Raw genomic sequence first — 16,398 nt, forward strand, 5'->3', positions numbered from 1 at the left:
ATTAATTCAGATTAACAAGTACGGAAGCCACATCATGAAAATGCGTGCAATAGGGCTGGCTGTGGGAACAACGCTCCTGCTAAGCGGCTGTCAGAATATGGATTCTAACGGCCTGATGACCTCAGGCGCAGAAGCTTTTCAGGCCTACTCCCTGAGCGATGCGCAGGTCAAAGCGCTGAGCGATCAGGCCTGTAAGGATATGGACGGAAAAGCTACGCTTGCCCCGGCTAACAGCACCTATACGCAGCGTCTGAATAAGATTGCTTCCGCACTGGGCGACAACATTAACGGTCAGCCGGTGAACTACAAGGTGTACATGGCGAAAGACGTGAACGCTTTCGCAATGGCCAATGGCTGTATCCGCGTGTACAGCGGCCTGATGGACATGATGACCGACAACGAAGTTGAGGCGGTGATCGGCCATGAAATGGGTCACGTAGCCCTGGGTCACGTGAAGAAGGGAATGCAGGTTGCGCTGGGCACCAACGCCGTTCGTGCAGCGGCCGCCTCTGCGGGCGGTATTGTCGGCAGCCTGTCCCAGTCGCAGCTTGGCGACGTGGGCGAGAAACTGGTGAACTCTCAGTTCTCCCAGCGTCAGGAGTCGGAAGCGGATGACTACTCTTACGATCTGTTGCGCAAACGCGGCATTAATCCATCGGGTTTAGCCACCAGCTTCGAAAAGCTGGCGAAGCTGGAAGAAGGCCGTCAGAGCTCCATGTTTGACGATCACCCGGCCTCCGTTGAACGTGCGCAGCATATTCGCGACCGCATGGCGGCAGACGGTATTAAATAACGGCACATCTGCCCGGTGCGCGCCGCGCCACCGGGCCTCCCGGATCAGTACAGCGTTTTTTGCGGCGGCCCGGCAAACTTCAGGGCGCCAATTTGCCCCATCCGCACTTCCACCACCGACGGCCCCGGCATGGCCAGCGCCTCCGTCATCACCGCGTCAAAGTCCTCCGCCCGCTCAACGCTCCAGGCCTGTAAGCCTATCGCCTGCGCCAGCAGGGTAAAGTCCGGCGTATGCAGCTCGTTAAAGTACTGACGCCCGCCAAAATACTTATCCTGAATACCGCGCATAACGCCGTAGCCTCCGTCATTCATGATGAGCAGCGTCACGTTGGCCTTCTCCTGCGCCAGCGTCGCCAGCTCGCCTAAATTCAGGCTCAGGCCGCCGTCGCCCACCAGCCCCACCACCTTACGCTGCGGGTTGGCGATCGCGGTGCCGATCGCCATCGGCAGGCCCATGCCAATCGCCCCGGCCAGAGAGTGTATGTTCATCAGCGGACCGTTGGCGCGGAACAGGCGGCTGCCCCACAGGCTGCCGGAAACGGTGATATCGCGCACCAGCAGGCCGTCTTTCGGCAGGGCGTTGTCTATGGCGTCGTTAAGCTTCGCATAGGCGCCGCACTGCTCGCGCAGGCCCTGTTCAGCCAGCGAGACCGCCTGCTGCACCTGCGCGTCCCACTGGGCGTTGCCCCACTCACGGCCCTGAACCTTGTCGGCCAGCGCGCCAAGCAGCGCTGAACAGTCGGCTACCAGCGTGTTATCCATCAGGTAGTTACGGCTCGCCGCCGCCGGATCGATATCAATCTGAACGCGTGGAGACGGTAGCTCCAGCGTCCAGGAACGAGTCTCGTTGCTGCGCAGGCGTGAACCGGCGACCAGCGTAAAATCACACTGCGAAATAAGCGCCTCAACCGACGGCGAGTTGTGGAACGCCCGCAGGCTGGCGCGATGGCTGTCCGGCAGCACGCCCCGCGCGTGGGTACTGGAAATCACGGTGATGCCCGCATCCGCCAGCGTTTTCACCGCGTCCGCGCAGCCCAGCGCTCCGCCCCCCAGCCACAGCAGCGGCTGTTTCGCCTGCTTCAGCTGTGCCCACAGCGCATCGACAACGGCAGCATCAGCGTTTGCCCCCGACGCCGGTTTAAGCGGCGCGGTCACCAGAGACAGCGGAATTTTCGCGCCCTGGATATCGATCGGAATTTCCACCGAGACCGGCCCGCACGGCGGCGTCTGCGCCTCCTGAATCGCCTTATGCAGAATGGCTATCGCCTGGCTGGCGTTGCTGATGCGGTACGCCCGCTTTGAGCTGGCCTTCAGGAAGGTCAGCTGATCGCGGGTTTCGTGAATAAACCCGGTGTCGGCGTCCAGCCAGGCTTTCTCTACCTGACCGGTTAAATGCAGCAGCGGCGTGCAGGCATTCATCGCCTCCACCAGCGCGCCTACCGCGTTACCCGCCCCCGCGCCGGTGCTGGTCAGCGCCACGCCGAGGCCGGAAAAACGCCCGTGGGCGTCGGCCATGGTGACGGAGCCCGCTTCGCCGCGCGCGGGCACAAAGCGGATCTTGCCGCGCTGCCCGACCGCATCCGCGATGGGCAGGTTGTGAATGGAGATGACGCCGTAGATGGCCTCAACCTGATACTGCTCCAGCGTTCTGGCGATGGCGTCGCCGACGGTTATCATTTCGCTCATTGCTCACCCTTTCTCAGTCGCACCAGTGGTTGACGCTGTTACCCGTCGCCAGATAAATGCTCTTTTGCTGCATCCAGGCCTTCAGCCCCTGAATGCCCTTCTCGCGGCCCAGGCCGCTCTCTTTAAAGCCCCCGAACGGGGTCGAAATCGCAAACACTTTGTAGGTGTTGATCCACACCGTGCCCGCCTCAAGCTGCTCGCTTAAGCGCAGCGCGCGTCCGGTATCGCGCGTCCAGATCCCCGCCGCCAGGCCGTAAACCGAGTCGTTCGCCTCGCGGATGAGCGCCGCCTCATCGCGAAACGGCATCGCCACCAGCACCGGGCCGAAGATCTCCTCCCGGCACGCGCGGGCGCTGTTGCTCAGCCCTTCGATAATCGTTGGCTGGAAGAAGCTGCCGCCTGCGAGCGCGGGATCGGCCGGGATCTCCCCGCCGCACAGCACGCGGCCCCCTTCACGCTTCGCCAGCTCGACGTACGCCTGCACGCTCTGGCGATGCCCGTCGTTGATGAGCGGCCCAACGTGGACGCCGTCGGTAAACGGCTGTCCGACGCGCAGCCCGCGGGTTAATTCCAGCAGCCGCGCCATCAGCGGGGCGTAAAGGCTTTCGTGGATAAACAGCCGCGAACCGGCGATGCACGCCTGCCCCGCCGAGCTGAAAATGCCGTAGCAGATCCCGCGCGCGGCCTGCTCGATATCCGCATCCTCCAGCACGATGGTCGGCGATTTCCCGCCCAGCTCCAGCGATGCCGGGATCAGCTTTTCCGCCGCCACGTGCGCCAGGTGACGGCCCGTCGCGGTGCCGCCGGTAAAGGATATTTTCCGCACGCGAGGGTGGCGCGCCAGCGCGTCGCCAATCACCGAGCCTTTGCCCGGCAGCACGCTCAGCAGCCCGGCGGGCAGCCCGGCCTGTTCGAAAATACGCGCCAGCTCCAGCGCCATCAGCGGCGTGGCTTCGGCAGGCTTGAGGATCACCGCGTTGCCGGCGGCAATCGCCGGCGCGACTTTCTGCATCTCGCTGGCAATCGGCGAGTTCCACGGCGTGATGGCCGCCACCACGCCGAGCGGCTCATAGCGGCTCAGCGTCAGCAAATCCGGCTGGCGCGGCGTCGGGAGTTCACCTTCCAGCAGCTCGCAGGCGGCGGCAAAGTAGCGCGCCGTTCCCGCCGCGCTCATTACCAGCCCGCGCGCTTCCGCCAGCGGCTTGCCGTTATCGCGGCTCTGCATCTGTGCCAGCTCGTCGACGCGGGATTCAATGAGATCCGCCACCTTGTGCAGGATCTTCGCCCGTATATGCGGCAGGCTATGGCGCCACGCGGGATCGCGCCACGCCCGCTCGCCGGCCTCGATCGCGTCATGCAGATCGTCAAGGCTTGCCGCGTTCAGCGTGGCGTTGATCGACCCGTCTGCCGGGAAGTAACTCTGCATCGGGCTGCCGCTGCCGTGTCGCCACTGGCCGCCGATAAAAATCTTCAGATCGTCCATCGTCGCTCCTCAGCTCAGGGCCAGCTCGCGGCAGGCGCGGACCGCGCTCAGTGCCGCCAGGGTGGAGGTTTTGGGATTAGAGGCAAGCGGCAGGCCGCTCAGCTCCAGATGGAATTCGCCAAACGCGCCTTCGACGTGCAGCGTGTGGGTGTTGCGCGTCGTTGCCGGATCGACCATCAGCTGCACGCGTGTGTCGTCCATTCCCACGCCGCCGAGCGCCACGGTCGCCGCTACGTTGGCGTTGGCCGGGAACAGTCGCGCCGCCTCCCGGGCGCTGCCTTCAAAAAAGACCTGCGCAGCTGATACTGAATTGAGATCGATAAGCTGCTCGGCGTAGCTGCCGCGCCAGCTGGCCGGGCTTTTGCGAGACCGGTAGGTCACGCGCTCCAGCCCGCCCTCCTTTGCCGCCGCCAGCCCGTCGATACCGGCTACCGCGCCGGAGAGCAGGGTCAGCCTGCCGCCCGCGGCGAGCAGGCGCTGCTCCAGCGCGCTGTCCGCCAGCGCGCCGGTGGAAATCACCGCCAGATGCCAGCCGCGGCGCAGAATCTCTTCGCCGTACTGGGCCACCGCCTGCTGGCTGGCGCACTCCAGCACCAGGTCGGGGGTTTGCGCGCAATCCATCGGCGAGGCCAGCGCCGTTACCGCCTCGCCGAACCGCGCGCGAATGGCCGCGTGATGGGCTTCACGCGCCACAATCCAGCCGATAGCCACGCCCGCGGGCAGGCGTTCGATCACCGCCTGCGCCATGGCGCCAAACCCGATTAACATGATCTTTTTCATGATGCGTCCTTACAGATGGCGGCAAAAGCCGCCGGAAACGTCCAGCGCGGCACCGGTGGTAAACGAGGCCAGCGGCGAGGCGAGGAACAGCAGCGCCTGCGCGGGCTCCTGCGGCCTTCCGAGGCGCGCCATCGGAATGCCTCGCCTGCGCGCGATGTCCGCCGTCCACTCCGGCCAGCTCTGGCTTTTGTCCGTCCGGCTTTCAAAGCGGCGCTGCCACTGCCCCGACTCCACCATGCCGAGCAGAATGGAGTTGACGCGGATGCCCTTGCCCACCAGCTCTTTCGAGAGCGTCAGCGTCATGTTCAGCAGCGCGGCGCGCGCGGCAGAGGTGGCAATCATGTGCTCCTCCGGCTGCAGCGCCAGCAGGGAGTTGACGCAGGTAATGGAGGCGATGTCGGACCGCTCCAGCAGCGGCTGAAACGCCTGCACCGGGTTGATTACGCCAAACAGCTTGAGTTCGGCCTCGTGCAGCCACGCCTCGCGCGGGGTGTCGTGGAAGTGCGCCACGTAGCCCTGCCCGGCGTTGTTGATCAGCATGTCCGCCGCGCCAAAGCGCGCCTGAACCGCATCCGCGAAGGCCTGCACCTCGTCGGCGTTCAGCACGTCGCAGCGGTAAGAGAAAACCTCCCCGTCGGGGTATTCGTTTTGCAGCGTCGCGTGGGCGCTGGCGAGGCGATCCGGGTCGCGGCCGCAGAAGGCCACTCTGGCCCTCTCGCCCAGCAGCCGGCGCAGCGTTTCAAAGCCAATGCCGGAAGATCCGCCGGTGACGACCGCCACGCGCCCGTCAATTTGTGCATTCATCGCGCACCTCTTCGTTAATGCGTAAAAGCTGTTGGTTAAAAAACGCGTCGTTATCGAGATAGCTGGCGTGTCCGGCCTGCGGAATGGCGATAAACGGCATGCCGTAGCGCAGCGCCAGCCCCTGCACCAGCTCGGGCTGCGTGATCGCGTCCTGCTCGCCGCACCACACTTCAAAGCTGCCTGAATAGCCCTTCAGCCAGGCGTGGATGTCGTCATGCGCCAGCATCCACGCGGCGGCAAGGTAGCCTTCGGCGCGAAGCGTGCGCATGCCCGCCGCGACGGTGGCGATATCTTCCGCGCGCGCGCCGGGGCGCAGCAGCATCGCGGCGCGGGTCTGGGCGAGGATGTCGCCGCCAGGCGCCATCTGCTGCTCGCGGCTGCGCCAGACCTGCTCGCGCTGCTCCGGCGCGGCATTGCCGTACCCCTGTGCGGCGTCCGCCAGCACCAGATGGATAACGCGCTCCGGGAATTTCGCGGCAAAGGCGCTGGCAACCAGCGCCCCCAGCGAATGGCCCACCAGCACCGCCCGCCAGATGCCCGCGCGGTCGAGCATCAATGCCAGCGCGTCGGCATAATCCCCCGCGTTCGCGCGCTCCACCGCCAGCATCGGGCTTTCGCCATAACCGGGCATGTCCCACGCCAGCACGCGAAATCCGTTCAGCGCCATCTGCTTGTGCCAGGAGGCCGCGCCAGAGCTGATCCCGTGCAGCAGCACCAGCGGAACACCGCTTCCCTGTTCACGAAAACCCGTCATCATGCCCCCTTAGTTCCGCTTCACTTTGGAAAGCGGATGGTCGGCCGGATAGGTCGGGATTTCCGGCCTGTTGGTACCCAGCATGACGCACATCAGCGCCTCTTCTTCCCCATGGTTGAACAGCCCGCGATAGATCCCCGGCGGAACGGAGATGAGATCGCGCTCGCGCAGCACGGTTTCGGTGTAGTTCTCGCCGTCCTGGATCATCAGCGTGATCTGCCCCTTAAGCATGAAGAACACCTCTTCCACGTCGTCGTGCAGGTGCAGCGGCCCTTCGCACTTCGACGGCAGCACCATGGTGGAGAAGGTAAAATGGTCCGCCTGCACGGTGTTGGTGTCGTTCGCCACGCCCGTTGCCCCGGTGCCGATGTAGCGCATCTGCGCCCGGCGGTATTTCGGGTCAAAATCGGCCTGGAACTTCAGGGCGTTCCAGTCGTATTTGCGGCCCTCGAAGCGCGCGATGCGCGACTCGACCCACTCTTCCATCGTCAGGTGGTCAGGTTTGATGCCTGAAGTGTTGGTTACGGTTGAATCAGTCATGACACTCTCCTCAGTAACGTCTCAGCAGCGGCAGTAACAGGACGCAGCCCACCGCCGCCATCACCGCCAGAAAAATCAGCCCGGAATCCATGCTGTGGGTGAAGGCGATAAGCGCGCCCATCACCGCCGGCGACAGCGCGCCCGCAAAGTTTCCCAGCCCGTTGAAAATCCCCCCCGCCGTGGCGCTCACCCGGGGATGGGTGGCCTTCGCCAGCAGGGCGAAAATGTTGGGTGCGCCGGTGCCCCACATAAAGGTGCTGAAGCTCATCGCCGCGATGATGGTAAGCGGGGTGTCGAGGTGCATCACCGCCGCCAGTCCTACCGCCGCCCCCGCCATCGAGATAAAGCAGGCCGCCGCGCGCTTATCGACCCGGTCAGAGAGCCACGCGCCAATCACTTCGCCCGCCAGCATGGCGATGAACGGCATCGACGACAGCCAGCCCGCGTGCTCCAGGTGAATGCCTTTGCCCTTGATCAGATAGCCCGGCAGCCAGCCGTTAATGCCCCACAGGTAGGTCAGGAAGGCGATGTTAAAGATGCAGATGATCCAGAAGTGCGGGCTGACGAACAGCTCGCGCCGCGCCGCTCGCCGCTCCTCGCGGGACGCCTGCGACGTGCCGGGTTTGGCCTCCAGCCGGATCCCGCGCAGGCCAACGCGCACGAAGATCAGCACCGGCAGGGTAAGCATCGCCATCACGAAGAAGGTGCTCTGCCAGCCGAAGGTGTTCAGCAGCCAGAGGGAGAGCGGGAAGCCTATCGCCGCGCCGACCGGCGTGCCCAGCAGCCACAGCATGGTGGCGCGCGCCTGCAGATGCTGCGGGAAGTTGTGGCGCACGATGGCGAAGGCAAGCGGGAACAGCGGCCCTTCCGCCACGCCCAGCAGGATGCGCAGGACGATCATTAGCGTGTAGTTATGGGTAAAGCCCATCGCCACCATCAGCACGCACCACACCACCATCATTCCGGTAAGCAGGCGCAGCGGGGCGATTTTGTCCCCCAGCCCGCTGAGGAAGACCGACGAAAAGCCGTAGCTCAGCAGGAAGGCGCTCATCAGAATGCCGAGGCGCGTGGTGTCAAAATCGATGCCCATCGCCTGCTGGAAATGGCCGTCGGAAAACAGCGCCGCGATGCTGATTTTGTCGAAAAACGCCAGCAGCACGCAGGCCAGCAGCGACAGCGGGATGGCCCAGCGCACCGCTTTTACGGGCGTGCGGGTTCCCTCACCGCTCGCCTCAGCGGGTGCGGTGTTGGTCTCTAATGTGGTCATGTCTCCCCCTACGGGTGCGGGTTAGCTATCGCAGTGACATCAGTGAAAAAGCCGGGTCGGCGAGCGGCACGTCGGACAGATCGCGCCCCGCCGCCATCCAGCGCTTCGCCAGCTTGACGGTGCGCGCGTCGTTAAACGCCACCAGCTGCGTCAGCCGCCCGTTTTCGTCCAGCGAGAAGAACAGCGCGTCTTCGCGCACCAGCGTTTTCCCGCCCGGCTGCGGAATGCCGAGGATCTGGATATTGTGCTGGTATTGATCCGACCACAGCCACGGCGCATCGTCGTAGCCTGGCGCATCGGGGTTCAGCATCGCCTTCGCCGTCGCCACCGCCTGGTTCTGGGCGAAGGCCCAGGACTGGATGCACAGGCCGTAGCGGTGATGCTGCGCCACGTCCCCGGCGGCAAAGATGTGCGGATCCGAGGTGCGCCCCTGCGCATCCACCACGATCCCGCGCCCGGTTTTCAGCCCCGCGTCGCGCGCCAGCTCCAGGTTAAGATCGACGCCGATGCCTACCACCGCCGCGTCAAAGGTTTCGCGCCTGCCGTCGCAGTGGATGACCGGCAGACCGTTGTCGTCCTCCAGCTCCAGCGCGCCGCAGCCGGTGCGGATATCCACGCCCTGCTCGCGGTGGATAGCCGCCAGGCGCTGCGACACCTCGCAGCTCACCGAGCGCATGCACAGGGCGGGCTGCTGCTCGAACAGCGTGACCGCCACGCCGCTCCTGCGCGCGGAAGCGGCAATCTCAAGACCGATCCAGCCGCCGCCAACGATAGCCAGGGTGCGGCTCTCCGCCAGACGGCTTTTCAGACGCTGCGCGTCCTGCCAGTGGCGCAGGGTATAGACCTGCGGATGCGCAGCCCACGCCTCGCCCGGCAGGCGCGCCCGCCCCCCGGTGGCAATTAAAAGGATGTTGTAACTAAGGTGTTCGCCGCTGCTCAAGCGCACCGTTTTCGCCTCGCGGTCGATCTGCTCCGCGCGAAGCGGGCGGTACCAGGTCAGGTTCAGCGCCCGCTGCGCCTCGTCGGTAAACAGCCGCGGGAGCGCCGCGTCCGGCTCCAGCAGAGACGCTTTCGACAGGGGCGGACGCTCGTAGAAATCCCATTCCTCTTCCGCCACCACGCAGATCTCGCCGTCGAAGCCCTCGTCGCGCAGGGTTTTCGCCGCCCAGCCGCCCGCCTGGCCACCGCCGATAATGACAATGCGCGACGTCATACCGCCTCCGGCTTTTTCTGCTGGCGGCGCGTGTCGTGGTCAATGCCGCCCTCCACCGCCCACTCGGTAAAGGAGACCAGCGAATGCTCCAGCTCGCGCGGCTGCCAGTTTTCCGTCAGGTAATCGTCGTTGGTGTAATACTCAAACGCCCCGCCGGTCGGGCTGTTGACGTACCAGAAGTAGGCTGAGGACACCGGATGGCGGCCCGGCCCGATGAAGGTGCTCCATTCATTTTTGTTCATCGCAATCCCGCCGCCGATCACCTCGTGGATGTCGCGCACGGTGAAGGCCACGTGGTTCAGGCCACGCTTGCGGTGTGGAAGCTGTAGCAAAAAGAGGTTGTGATGCCCGCCGCGCGCGCCGCAGCGCAGGAACACGGCGCGGTTGATGTAGCGGTCCGAGACCTGGAAGCCGAGCACCTCGCGGTAAAATTTCTCCACCGCCGCCAGCTCCTCCACGAAGAACACCACGTGCCCTACGTTGATCGGCTGGGCGCGATCGTAAACCGGGCTGGGGGTGTCGATACGGCGAGCGTCGCCCCACTGGTTGATCGGCTCAACGTTCAGCTCCACGTCGGTCTGCTGGCTGACCTGCACGCGCAGCGTCATGCCGTTCGGGTCGAGGCACTCCAGCGCGTCGCCCACTTCGCGAAAGCCGGGCTGCTGCGCAAGCTTCGGGCGCAGCGCGTCCAGATCTGACCGGGCGGCAACCGCCCAGGTCATGCGGCGCAGGGTGTTACCCGCCTCAAACGCGGGAGGCAGGTCGGGGCTGTCGATCGGGTTAAGCTCCACGCGCGCGCCGCTCAGGGTGGTAAAACGCTGGCCGCTGGCATCGCCCGTCAGGCCAAAATCACGCATAAATTTGGCGCAGTGCGTCAGGTCTTCCACGCCAAATTCCAGCTTTTCAATTCCGGTTACACTCATCGTTCGTTGCCTCATCTGGCCCAAATTGGGCGTAAAACATGCCCGACGCAGCGAAGCGCCTGGCGTTAACTCACTGATTTAACTGGCCTGTGACAGGTAGCCTAAGAAGCCAGAAATTTTATCCGCCGCAAGGCGAACCTCGTTTTGCAGCCGCTCGCGGTCGGCCTGCGGGATCTCCTCCGACGGCACCAGAATGCTGACGACCGCCGTCACGCGATGGCTCCGGTCATACACCGGGTAGACGATGGAGGAGATGCCGTGGCGGAAGAAGGATTCGCCAATCACGTACCCGCGGGCTTTGTCCTGCTGCACCATCTGCCACAGGGCTTCGCGGTCGTGAAGCTGCCCCGGCACGTTGCCCGGCAGGCGCTCGTGCGGGAACAGCTGTTCGAAATCGGCGCGGGAAAGATCGGTCAGCAGCATGCGGCCGAGCGAGGTGCAGTGCACCGGCAGGCGGGTGCCAATGCTGACCTGGTTGATGCGCGACCCGGCGGCGCTGACGCGGGCGATGTAGATGATGTCGCGCCCGTCGCGGATCGCCAGATGGCTGCTGCACTGGCTCACGTCCCGAAGCTGCTCGATCACCGGCTGACCCACCTGCGCCACGTCCAGCGAGGCGATGTACTCAAAGCCCAGACGCAGCACGTTCATGCCCAGCGAAAAGGTATTGGTGCGCGCGTTGCGCTCCAGAAAGCCCATATACTCCAGGGTCTGCACCACGCGGTACGCGGTGGCCTTCGGCATATCCACCAACCGGTGCAGCTCGGCAAAGGTCAAATCGCGATGCTGCTCGCCAAAGGCCAGCAGCAGCTGTAAACCGCGCTCCAGCCCCGGCACCAGATACTTCACTTCCCGATCGTCTGCCATCGTCGCCCTACCTTAGTTAAAGACAAAACCGCCGTTGACCGGGATCAGCTGTCCGGTGATGAACCGCGACAGATCGCTTAACAGCCAGACCACGCTGCCGGTCACGTCTTCCGGCTGCTGCGCGCCCGCTAGCGCCCGGCCGTTTTCGTAGAGCTGATGCCGTTCAGCGGGCACATATTCGGTGGCCTCGACGCGGGTCAGCCCCGGCGCGATAGCGTTGATTCGGATACGCTTTTCACCCAGCTCGCGCGCCATTGAGCGGGTCATGGCAATCACGGCGCCTTTGCTGGCGACGTAGGCCATCAGGCGCGGCGCGCCCCACAGCGCGGTATCGGACGCCACGTTCACAATGCCCGCCCCTTCGCGCAGCAGCGGCACGGCGGCGCGCGTCACCAGCCAGGTGCCTTTGACGTTCACGTTCATCACGCGGTCCCACAGGTCAGGATCGTAATCGAGCATGTTTTTACCGCCCACGCCCGTCGCCATCGCCGCGTTGTTCACCAGGCCGTCAATGTGCCCCTGCTCGCCAACGGTGCTGAACACCCGTTCAATGGAGCGCGGATCGGCCAGATCGATAACGTGCGATTCGATCGCATAACCCTGCCCGCTCAGCCGGTGGGCGCTTTCGGCCAGTTCGCCTTCCAGGATGTCGCACATCACCACCGCGGCGCCCTGCTCCGCGCAGGCTCTGGCAAAGTGATAGCCCAGCCCGCGCGCGGCGCCGGTCACGACGATGCGCTTGCCGCTCAGCAGCCCGTTCATCAGGCGGCTCCCTGCTGTTCTTCACGCATCGCCAGCTGCTCTTTGGCGGCCTTTTGCATCATGCGGCGCAGGCGAGAGAGGCCGACGTCGTGCTGGTAAAGGTATTCATGGTCGCGGGCGTTTGGCGCCAGGCTTTCCAGCACCACGCGGTCCTGCTCCAGCACCTCCCAGTGCAGCTTTTCCAGGCGGTTGCGGTACATGAAGCGCCACATGTCGCGCTGCCAGCCCTGCACGCGGCGGATGCGCCAGAAGAAGACGCGGCAGTTGTCGTTATCTTCCGGCACCACCATGCCAACGATGAAGAAGTGACCGCCCGGTCCGAAACGCTTCTTATAGGGAATGGAGAGCCGCATCCAGCAGGCGCCGCTGTTGCCCAGCTCCACCCAGTCAAAGTTGATGCCGCTCTGCCCTTTCTTCTCGAAAATAAAGCCGGTTTTCGTCGGCTGGAGCACCATGTCGGCCTTGCGATCCCCTTCCGCCATCGAGTGCGAGGAGGAGTGCAGATAGGTGCCGTGCATCGGGTCCATCACGTTTTCCAGCGCGTACTGGTAATTGCATTTCCACGCGGCGGTGCAGAGGAAGTTGCTGAAGCTGTCCGTATCGGCAAGCTCATCCGGGAAGATCAGCTCGTCCGGCTGCTGGTCAGCGGTGACGCCGAACCACAGGAAAATGGCGCCGTGCGCCTCCTGCACGTTATAGCTGCGCACGCACTGCTGGCCGACCAGCGGACATTTGTCCACGGCGGGCACGTCCTTCACCTCGCCGTTGCCCGCCACCTCCACGCCGTGATACCAGCAGGCGATGCGGTCACCGAGGTTCCAGCCCATCGACAGGCGCGCGCCGCGGTGCGGACAGCGGTCCTCCAGCGCCTGTACCTGGCCGTCCTTATTGCGCCAGACCACAATCTGCTCGCCCAGGCGGGTAATGCCCACCGGCGCAGACTGTACTTCCCAGCTCGCCAGCACCGGATACCAGAGGCCGCGCAGGCCTTTATCGAGATAGTTTTGTACGGTAGTCGTCATCGCGTTGCCCTCAGTAGCCGTTAACCTGTAAGAATGCCTGGAAGCTGGCGTCGCTCCACGGCTCGCCCTGCTGGTCGTGCATGCGCACCGCGTTCAGCCCGTTGACCAGCTCCGGTAAGGTTTCAACGCCCTGCTCGAAGAGATCTTCCAGCGTCGCAATCAGGTTCATCTCCCAGCTTTCCGGCTCGCGGCTGCGGGTCTGCCAGATCAGATTCGAGTAATCACCCGGCTTATGAATGGCACCGTTACCGCCCTCTGCCGGTGGGGTAAACTGACGGCTTTCCGGCAGCGCGGGGTTGTAGTTCAGGGTGTCGCTCATGCCACGGTCTCCTCGACGAAGGTAATCTGAATCTGGTTTTCAAAGACCCGAACCGGGTAGCGGTTAAGGTTGCGGCCGCCGGGGCCGTGAAGGCACTGGCCGGTTTTCACGTCGAACACCGCTTCATGCAGCGGGCATTCCACCTTGCCGTCTTCCACAAAGCCCTGGCTCAGCAGGGCATAAGCGTGCGGGCATACGTCTTCCAGCGCGTAATATTCACCGTCAATCAAATAAACGCCGATCTCTTTACCGTCGACGTTGCCGCTAAAAGGGAAATCTTCCTGCACTTGTTCTGCGTCACATACGCCTATCCAGCTCATCACGATCCTCCAGGCTTTTGTTTCATATATGAAACTCTGTTTCTTATTTAATACGGTCAATATAAAAGCGATGAATGTTTCGTCAAGCGCCAATGTGAAGAATTTGTTAATCAAACGGGAATTAATTAACTAAGTGTGCAAAGGATCACGAAAAAATGCAGCGATATGAAATTTTCATTATTGCCGCGTGAAAGGATACGATTAATCGATGGCTGTAATTTTAAAGAAACAGATATTGACTTCTTTTCTTTTTGCTCCTTAAAAATAAAAAGGCTGAAGCGATAACGGTTTCACCTGTGAAACTTAATTTAATTTTATTGTTTATAAACAATGAGTTTCACTGGTGAATCATTTTATCTCCGTGACAGTCACGCTGTTAAAAATATAAACCTAAGCTCGCATAAGGCAGACATCATGGCGGCAAGATGGCAAGGCACAATTGCACTGTTATTTCTCATTATTATTTCCTACATCGACAGGGTAAATATCTCGGTAATGATTTTAAACCCGGAATTTGCCGAACACTTTCAGCTAAATGAAAACAGAATGTTACAGGGAATGCTGATGACCTGCTTTCTGCTGGGTTATGGCTTTTCGGCTTTATTATTAACGCCAGTTATAGAAAGCAAATTTCATTATCGGCAGGGATTATTAAGCAGCATTGTGATTTGGGCCCTGGTCTGCGCCATTTCTCCGCTGCTGGGCTCGCTGATGGGGATGCTTATCGCCCGCATCATCTTAGGTATTGCCGAAGGACCGCTCTTTTCAATGAAGACGCGCTTTATCAGCGACAACTTTCCCGCGCAGGAGATAGGCAAGCCCAACGCCGTAACCGCGCTGGGCGTCTCGCTCGGGCTGGCCGTGGGCTTTCCGCTGGTTACCTGGCTGATGACGCATCTGGGCTGGGCCGGATCGTTTTATGCGCTGGCGGCGATTAATCTGGCGCTCGGCGGTGGCCTGATCTGGCGTTTTCTTCCGGCGCCACATAGCCCGCTGAAGCTGAAAAAACGCGGGATGCTGGAGACGTTTACGCTCGCCTGGCAAACGCCGCTGCTGGGCTGGATCCTGCTGGTTGAAATCGCCACGCTGAGCTATCTCTGGGGAAGCAGCGCCTGGCTGCCCGCGTGGCTGCGCGACGAGCACCGCTTTTCGCTGCACGCCACGGGCATGCTCGCAGCGGTGCCTTTCCTGCTGAGCCTCGGCTCTAAGTTCCTCGGCGGCGTACTGCTCGATAAAATGCGCCCGGAACAGGCGCCGGTGCTGTTTGTGGCGGGCGGGGCGCTGACGGCGCTGTCCGTAGTCGGGCTGATGCTCAGCCATCAGCCCGCCTGGCTGGCGCTGTTTATGCTGTCGGCTAACGCCTTCTGGGGGCTTCAGGGCGCGGCCATTCCGGCGACGATCCAGCACCACGCCGCGCGGGACGCGGTGGGCAGCGCCTACGGCATCATTAACGGGATCGGCAATATCTGCGCGGCCTTTATTCCACTGCTGATGGGAATGGTGATGAGCTCGGTGGGGTCGGTCAGTTCTGGCTTTTCGGTGCTGGTGGCGTCGCAGGTTGTTACCCTGCTGGCCGGGGGAATGTTGCTGCTGCGCATGCGTCGCGCAGCAGCACTCAGCGCGTAGGCTTATTCGCCTTTTTTCGCCGCCTGGATGTAGAGCATTTCCAGCGCCAGGGTCGCCGCGGCCAGCGCGGTGATCTCGGACTGGTCATAGGCCGGAGCCACTTCTACCACGTCCATCCCGACGATGTTCAGATCCTTCAGGCCGCGCACCAGCTTGATGGCGCGATCTGAGGTCAGGCCGCCGATCACCGGCGTACCCGTGCCCGGCGCAAAGGCCGGATCCAGGCAGTCGATGTCAAAGGTCAGATAAACGGGCATATCGCCGACGATCTGCTTCACCTGCGCGATGATGTCATCGACGCCGCGATCGTTCACCTGGCAGGCGTCCAGCACGGTGAAGCCGTTGTCTTTGTCGAATTCGGTGCGGATGCCGATCTGCACCGAGTGGTTCGGATCGATCAGGCCTTCTTTCGGCGCGGTGAAGAACATGGTGCCGTGGTCAAACTCGCAGCCGTTCGCGTAGGTGTCGGTATGCGCGTCAAAGTGCACCAGCGCCATTTTGCCGAAGTGCTTCGCGTGGGCGCGCAGCAGCGGCAGCGTGACGAAGTGGTCGCCACCGAAGGAGAGCATGCGCTTGCCGGCAGCCAGCAGCTTCTCGGCGTGGGCCTGCAGCTTTTCGCTCATTTCACGCGCGTCGCCGAAGGCGTACACCAGGTCACCGCAGTCCACCACGTTCAGGCGCTCGCGCATGTCGAAGTTCCACGGGAAGCGGTTGTGCTCCCAGGCCAGGTTAGTGGAAACCTGACGGATAGCCGCCGGACCGTGGCGTCCACCCGCGCGGCCGGACGTTGCCATGTCGAACGGTACGCCGGTGATCACCCAGTCAGCGTCGCTGTCGTACGGCTGGAAGTTCATCGGAAGGCGTAAAAAACCAAACGCGTTAGATACCAGAGAGTTATCGTACTGATGACCTAAAGTGCTCATGTCCTGACCTCTTTTAAAGTCGATGCATTAAAAACAGATGAAAAAAAATCCCCTCCGCGTCGTTAAACCCGACGAGGAAGGGATTGATTTGTAAATCGCATAGTGGGGCGAATTATCGCCGTTAATTCATACGGGTTCAAGTGAGTATAGGGCATTGTGCGGCCTTTGCCCCTCACCCTAACCCTCTCCCCTGTACGGTCCGGGGACATGGTAGACAGGTGTTCGGGGACATGGTGAACACTTTTTAACATCCTTTACCCATGGTGATCGACTTTTTCTTCAGGTCGATCACCCCCACTTTCGTGCTGTACCACCAC

17 protein-coding genes are annotated in these 16,398 nt (G+C 62.5%); 2 read left to right on the forward strand and 15 right to left on the reverse strand.

Going from position 1 to position 16,398, the window contains the following annotated elements; all coding sequences use genetic code 11:
- The first annotated feature begins 34 nt into the window (after positions 1-34).
- The gene (locus OWK27_RS14945; RefSeq protein WP_047355194.1) at positions 35-793 is read left to right on the forward strand and encodes a M48 family metallopeptidase; all 759 of its coding nucleotides are present in this window, start codon (positions 35-37) and stop codon (positions 791-793) included.
- A gap of 44 nt (positions 794-837) precedes the next feature.
- Here OWK27_RS14945 and OWK27_RS14950 read toward each other — a convergent pair whose 3' ends face one another.
- The 14 genes from OWK27_RS14950 to OWK27_RS15015 form a co-directional block, all read right to left on the reverse strand.
- Positions 838-2,478 (reverse strand): thiamine pyrophosphate-binding protein, encoded by a 1,641-nt coding sequence (locus OWK27_RS14950; RefSeq protein ID WP_267590669.1) that lies wholly within the window; start codon positions 2,476-2,478, stop codon positions 838-840.
- A gap of 13 nt (positions 2,479-2,491) precedes the next feature.
- Positions 2,492-3,961, reverse strand: a complete 1,470-nt coding sequence (locus OWK27_RS14955) for an aldehyde dehydrogenase (protein WP_267590670.1) — start codon at positions 3,959-3,961, stop codon at positions 2,492-2,494.
- Between the two features lie 9 nt (positions 3,962-3,970).
- On the reverse strand, positions 3,971-4,741 hold the full coding sequence (locus tag OWK27_RS14960; RefSeq protein WP_176609526.1) for an aspartate dehydrogenase: 771 nt from the start codon (positions 4,739-4,741) through the stop codon (positions 3,971-3,973).
- A gap of 9 nt (positions 4,742-4,750) precedes the next feature.
- Positions 4,751-5,545 carry an SDR family oxidoreductase gene (locus tag OWK27_RS14965; RefSeq protein WP_267590671.1) on the reverse strand — a complete coding sequence of 265 codons (795 nt, stop codon included), beginning with the start codon at positions 5,543-5,545 and terminating at the stop codon, positions 4,751-4,753.
- Positions 5,529-6,299, reverse strand: a complete 771-nt coding sequence (locus OWK27_RS14970) for an alpha/beta fold hydrolase (protein ID WP_267590679.1) — start codon at positions 6,297-6,299, stop codon at positions 5,529-5,531. The genes OWK27_RS14965 and OWK27_RS14970 overlap by 17 nt, the downstream gene beginning before the upstream one ends.
- A 9-nt stretch (positions 6,300-6,308) precedes the next feature.
- Complete coding sequence (locus tag OWK27_RS14975) at positions 6,309-6,839, reverse strand: cupin domain-containing protein (protein ID WP_148418529.1); 531 nt, start codon at positions 6,837-6,839, stop codon at positions 6,309-6,311.
- A 10-nt stretch (positions 6,840-6,849) separates the two neighbouring features.
- Positions 6,850-8,106, reverse strand: a complete 1,257-nt coding sequence (locus OWK27_RS14980) for an MFS transporter (protein ID WP_267590672.1) — start codon at positions 8,104-8,106, stop codon at positions 6,850-6,852.
- Between the two features lie 25 nt (positions 8,107-8,131).
- On the reverse strand, positions 8,132-9,319 hold the full coding sequence (locus OWK27_RS14985) for an NAD(P)/FAD-dependent oxidoreductase (RefSeq protein ID WP_267590673.1): 1,188 nt from the start codon (positions 9,317-9,319) through the stop codon (positions 8,132-8,134).
- Positions 9,316-10,242 carry a VOC family protein gene (locus OWK27_RS14990; RefSeq protein WP_176609523.1) on the reverse strand — a complete coding sequence of 309 codons (927 nt, stop codon included), beginning with the start codon at positions 10,240-10,242 and terminating at the stop codon, positions 9,316-9,318. Before OWK27_RS14990 ends, OWK27_RS14985 begins: the two co-directional genes overlap by 4 nt.
- A gap of 78 nt (positions 10,243-10,320) precedes the next feature.
- Complete coding sequence (locus tag OWK27_RS14995; protein WP_176609522.1) at positions 10,321-11,109, reverse strand: IclR family transcriptional regulator; 789 nt, start codon at positions 11,107-11,109, stop codon at positions 10,321-10,323.
- A 12-nt stretch (positions 11,110-11,121) separates the two neighbouring features.
- Positions 11,122-11,871: an SDR family oxidoreductase gene (locus OWK27_RS15000; RefSeq protein ID WP_267590674.1), complete on the reverse strand. Its 750-nt coding sequence runs from the start codon at positions 11,869-11,871 to the stop codon at positions 11,122-11,124.
- Positions 11,871-12,893, reverse strand: a complete 1,023-nt coding sequence (locus tag OWK27_RS15005; RefSeq protein ID WP_252004197.1) for an aromatic ring-hydroxylating oxygenase subunit alpha — start codon at positions 12,891-12,893, stop codon at positions 11,871-11,873. The genes OWK27_RS15000 and OWK27_RS15005 overlap by 1 nt, the downstream gene beginning before the upstream one ends.
- Positions 12,894-12,903: 10 nt before the next feature.
- Positions 12,904-13,212: a recombinase-like helix-turn-helix domain-containing protein gene (locus OWK27_RS15010; RefSeq protein WP_148418524.1), complete on the reverse strand. Its 309-nt coding sequence runs from the start codon at positions 13,210-13,212 to the stop codon at positions 12,904-12,906.
- Complete coding sequence (locus OWK27_RS15015; protein ID WP_003860044.1) at positions 13,209-13,532, reverse strand: Rieske (2Fe-2S) protein; 324 nt, start codon at positions 13,530-13,532, stop codon at positions 13,209-13,211. The genes OWK27_RS15010 and OWK27_RS15015 overlap by 4 nt, the downstream gene beginning before the upstream one ends.
- Before the next feature lie 414 nt (positions 13,533-13,946).
- Here OWK27_RS15015 and OWK27_RS15020 point away from each other — a divergent pair, with 414 nt between their 5' ends.
- Positions 13,947-15,158: an MFS transporter gene (locus OWK27_RS15020; RefSeq protein WP_267590675.1), complete on the forward strand. Its 1,212-nt coding sequence runs from the start codon at positions 13,947-13,949 to the stop codon at positions 15,156-15,158.
- Positions 15,159-15,160: 2 nt separating this feature from the next.
- On the opposite strand, the gene speB is transcribed toward OWK27_RS15020, so the two are convergent.
- Positions 15,161-16,081 carry an agmatinase gene (gene speB, locus OWK27_RS15025; RefSeq protein WP_058608614.1) on the reverse strand — a complete coding sequence of 307 codons (921 nt, stop codon included), beginning with the start codon at positions 16,079-16,081 and terminating at the stop codon, positions 15,161-15,163.
- Positions 16,082-16,398: the final 317 nt, after the last annotated feature.

This window comes from Enterobacter cloacae complex sp. 2022EL-00788 (assembly GCF_026627565.1).
GTDB classification, from domain to species: domain Bacteria; phylum Pseudomonadota; class Gammaproteobacteria; order Enterobacterales; family Enterobacteriaceae; genus Enterobacter; species Enterobacter pasteurii.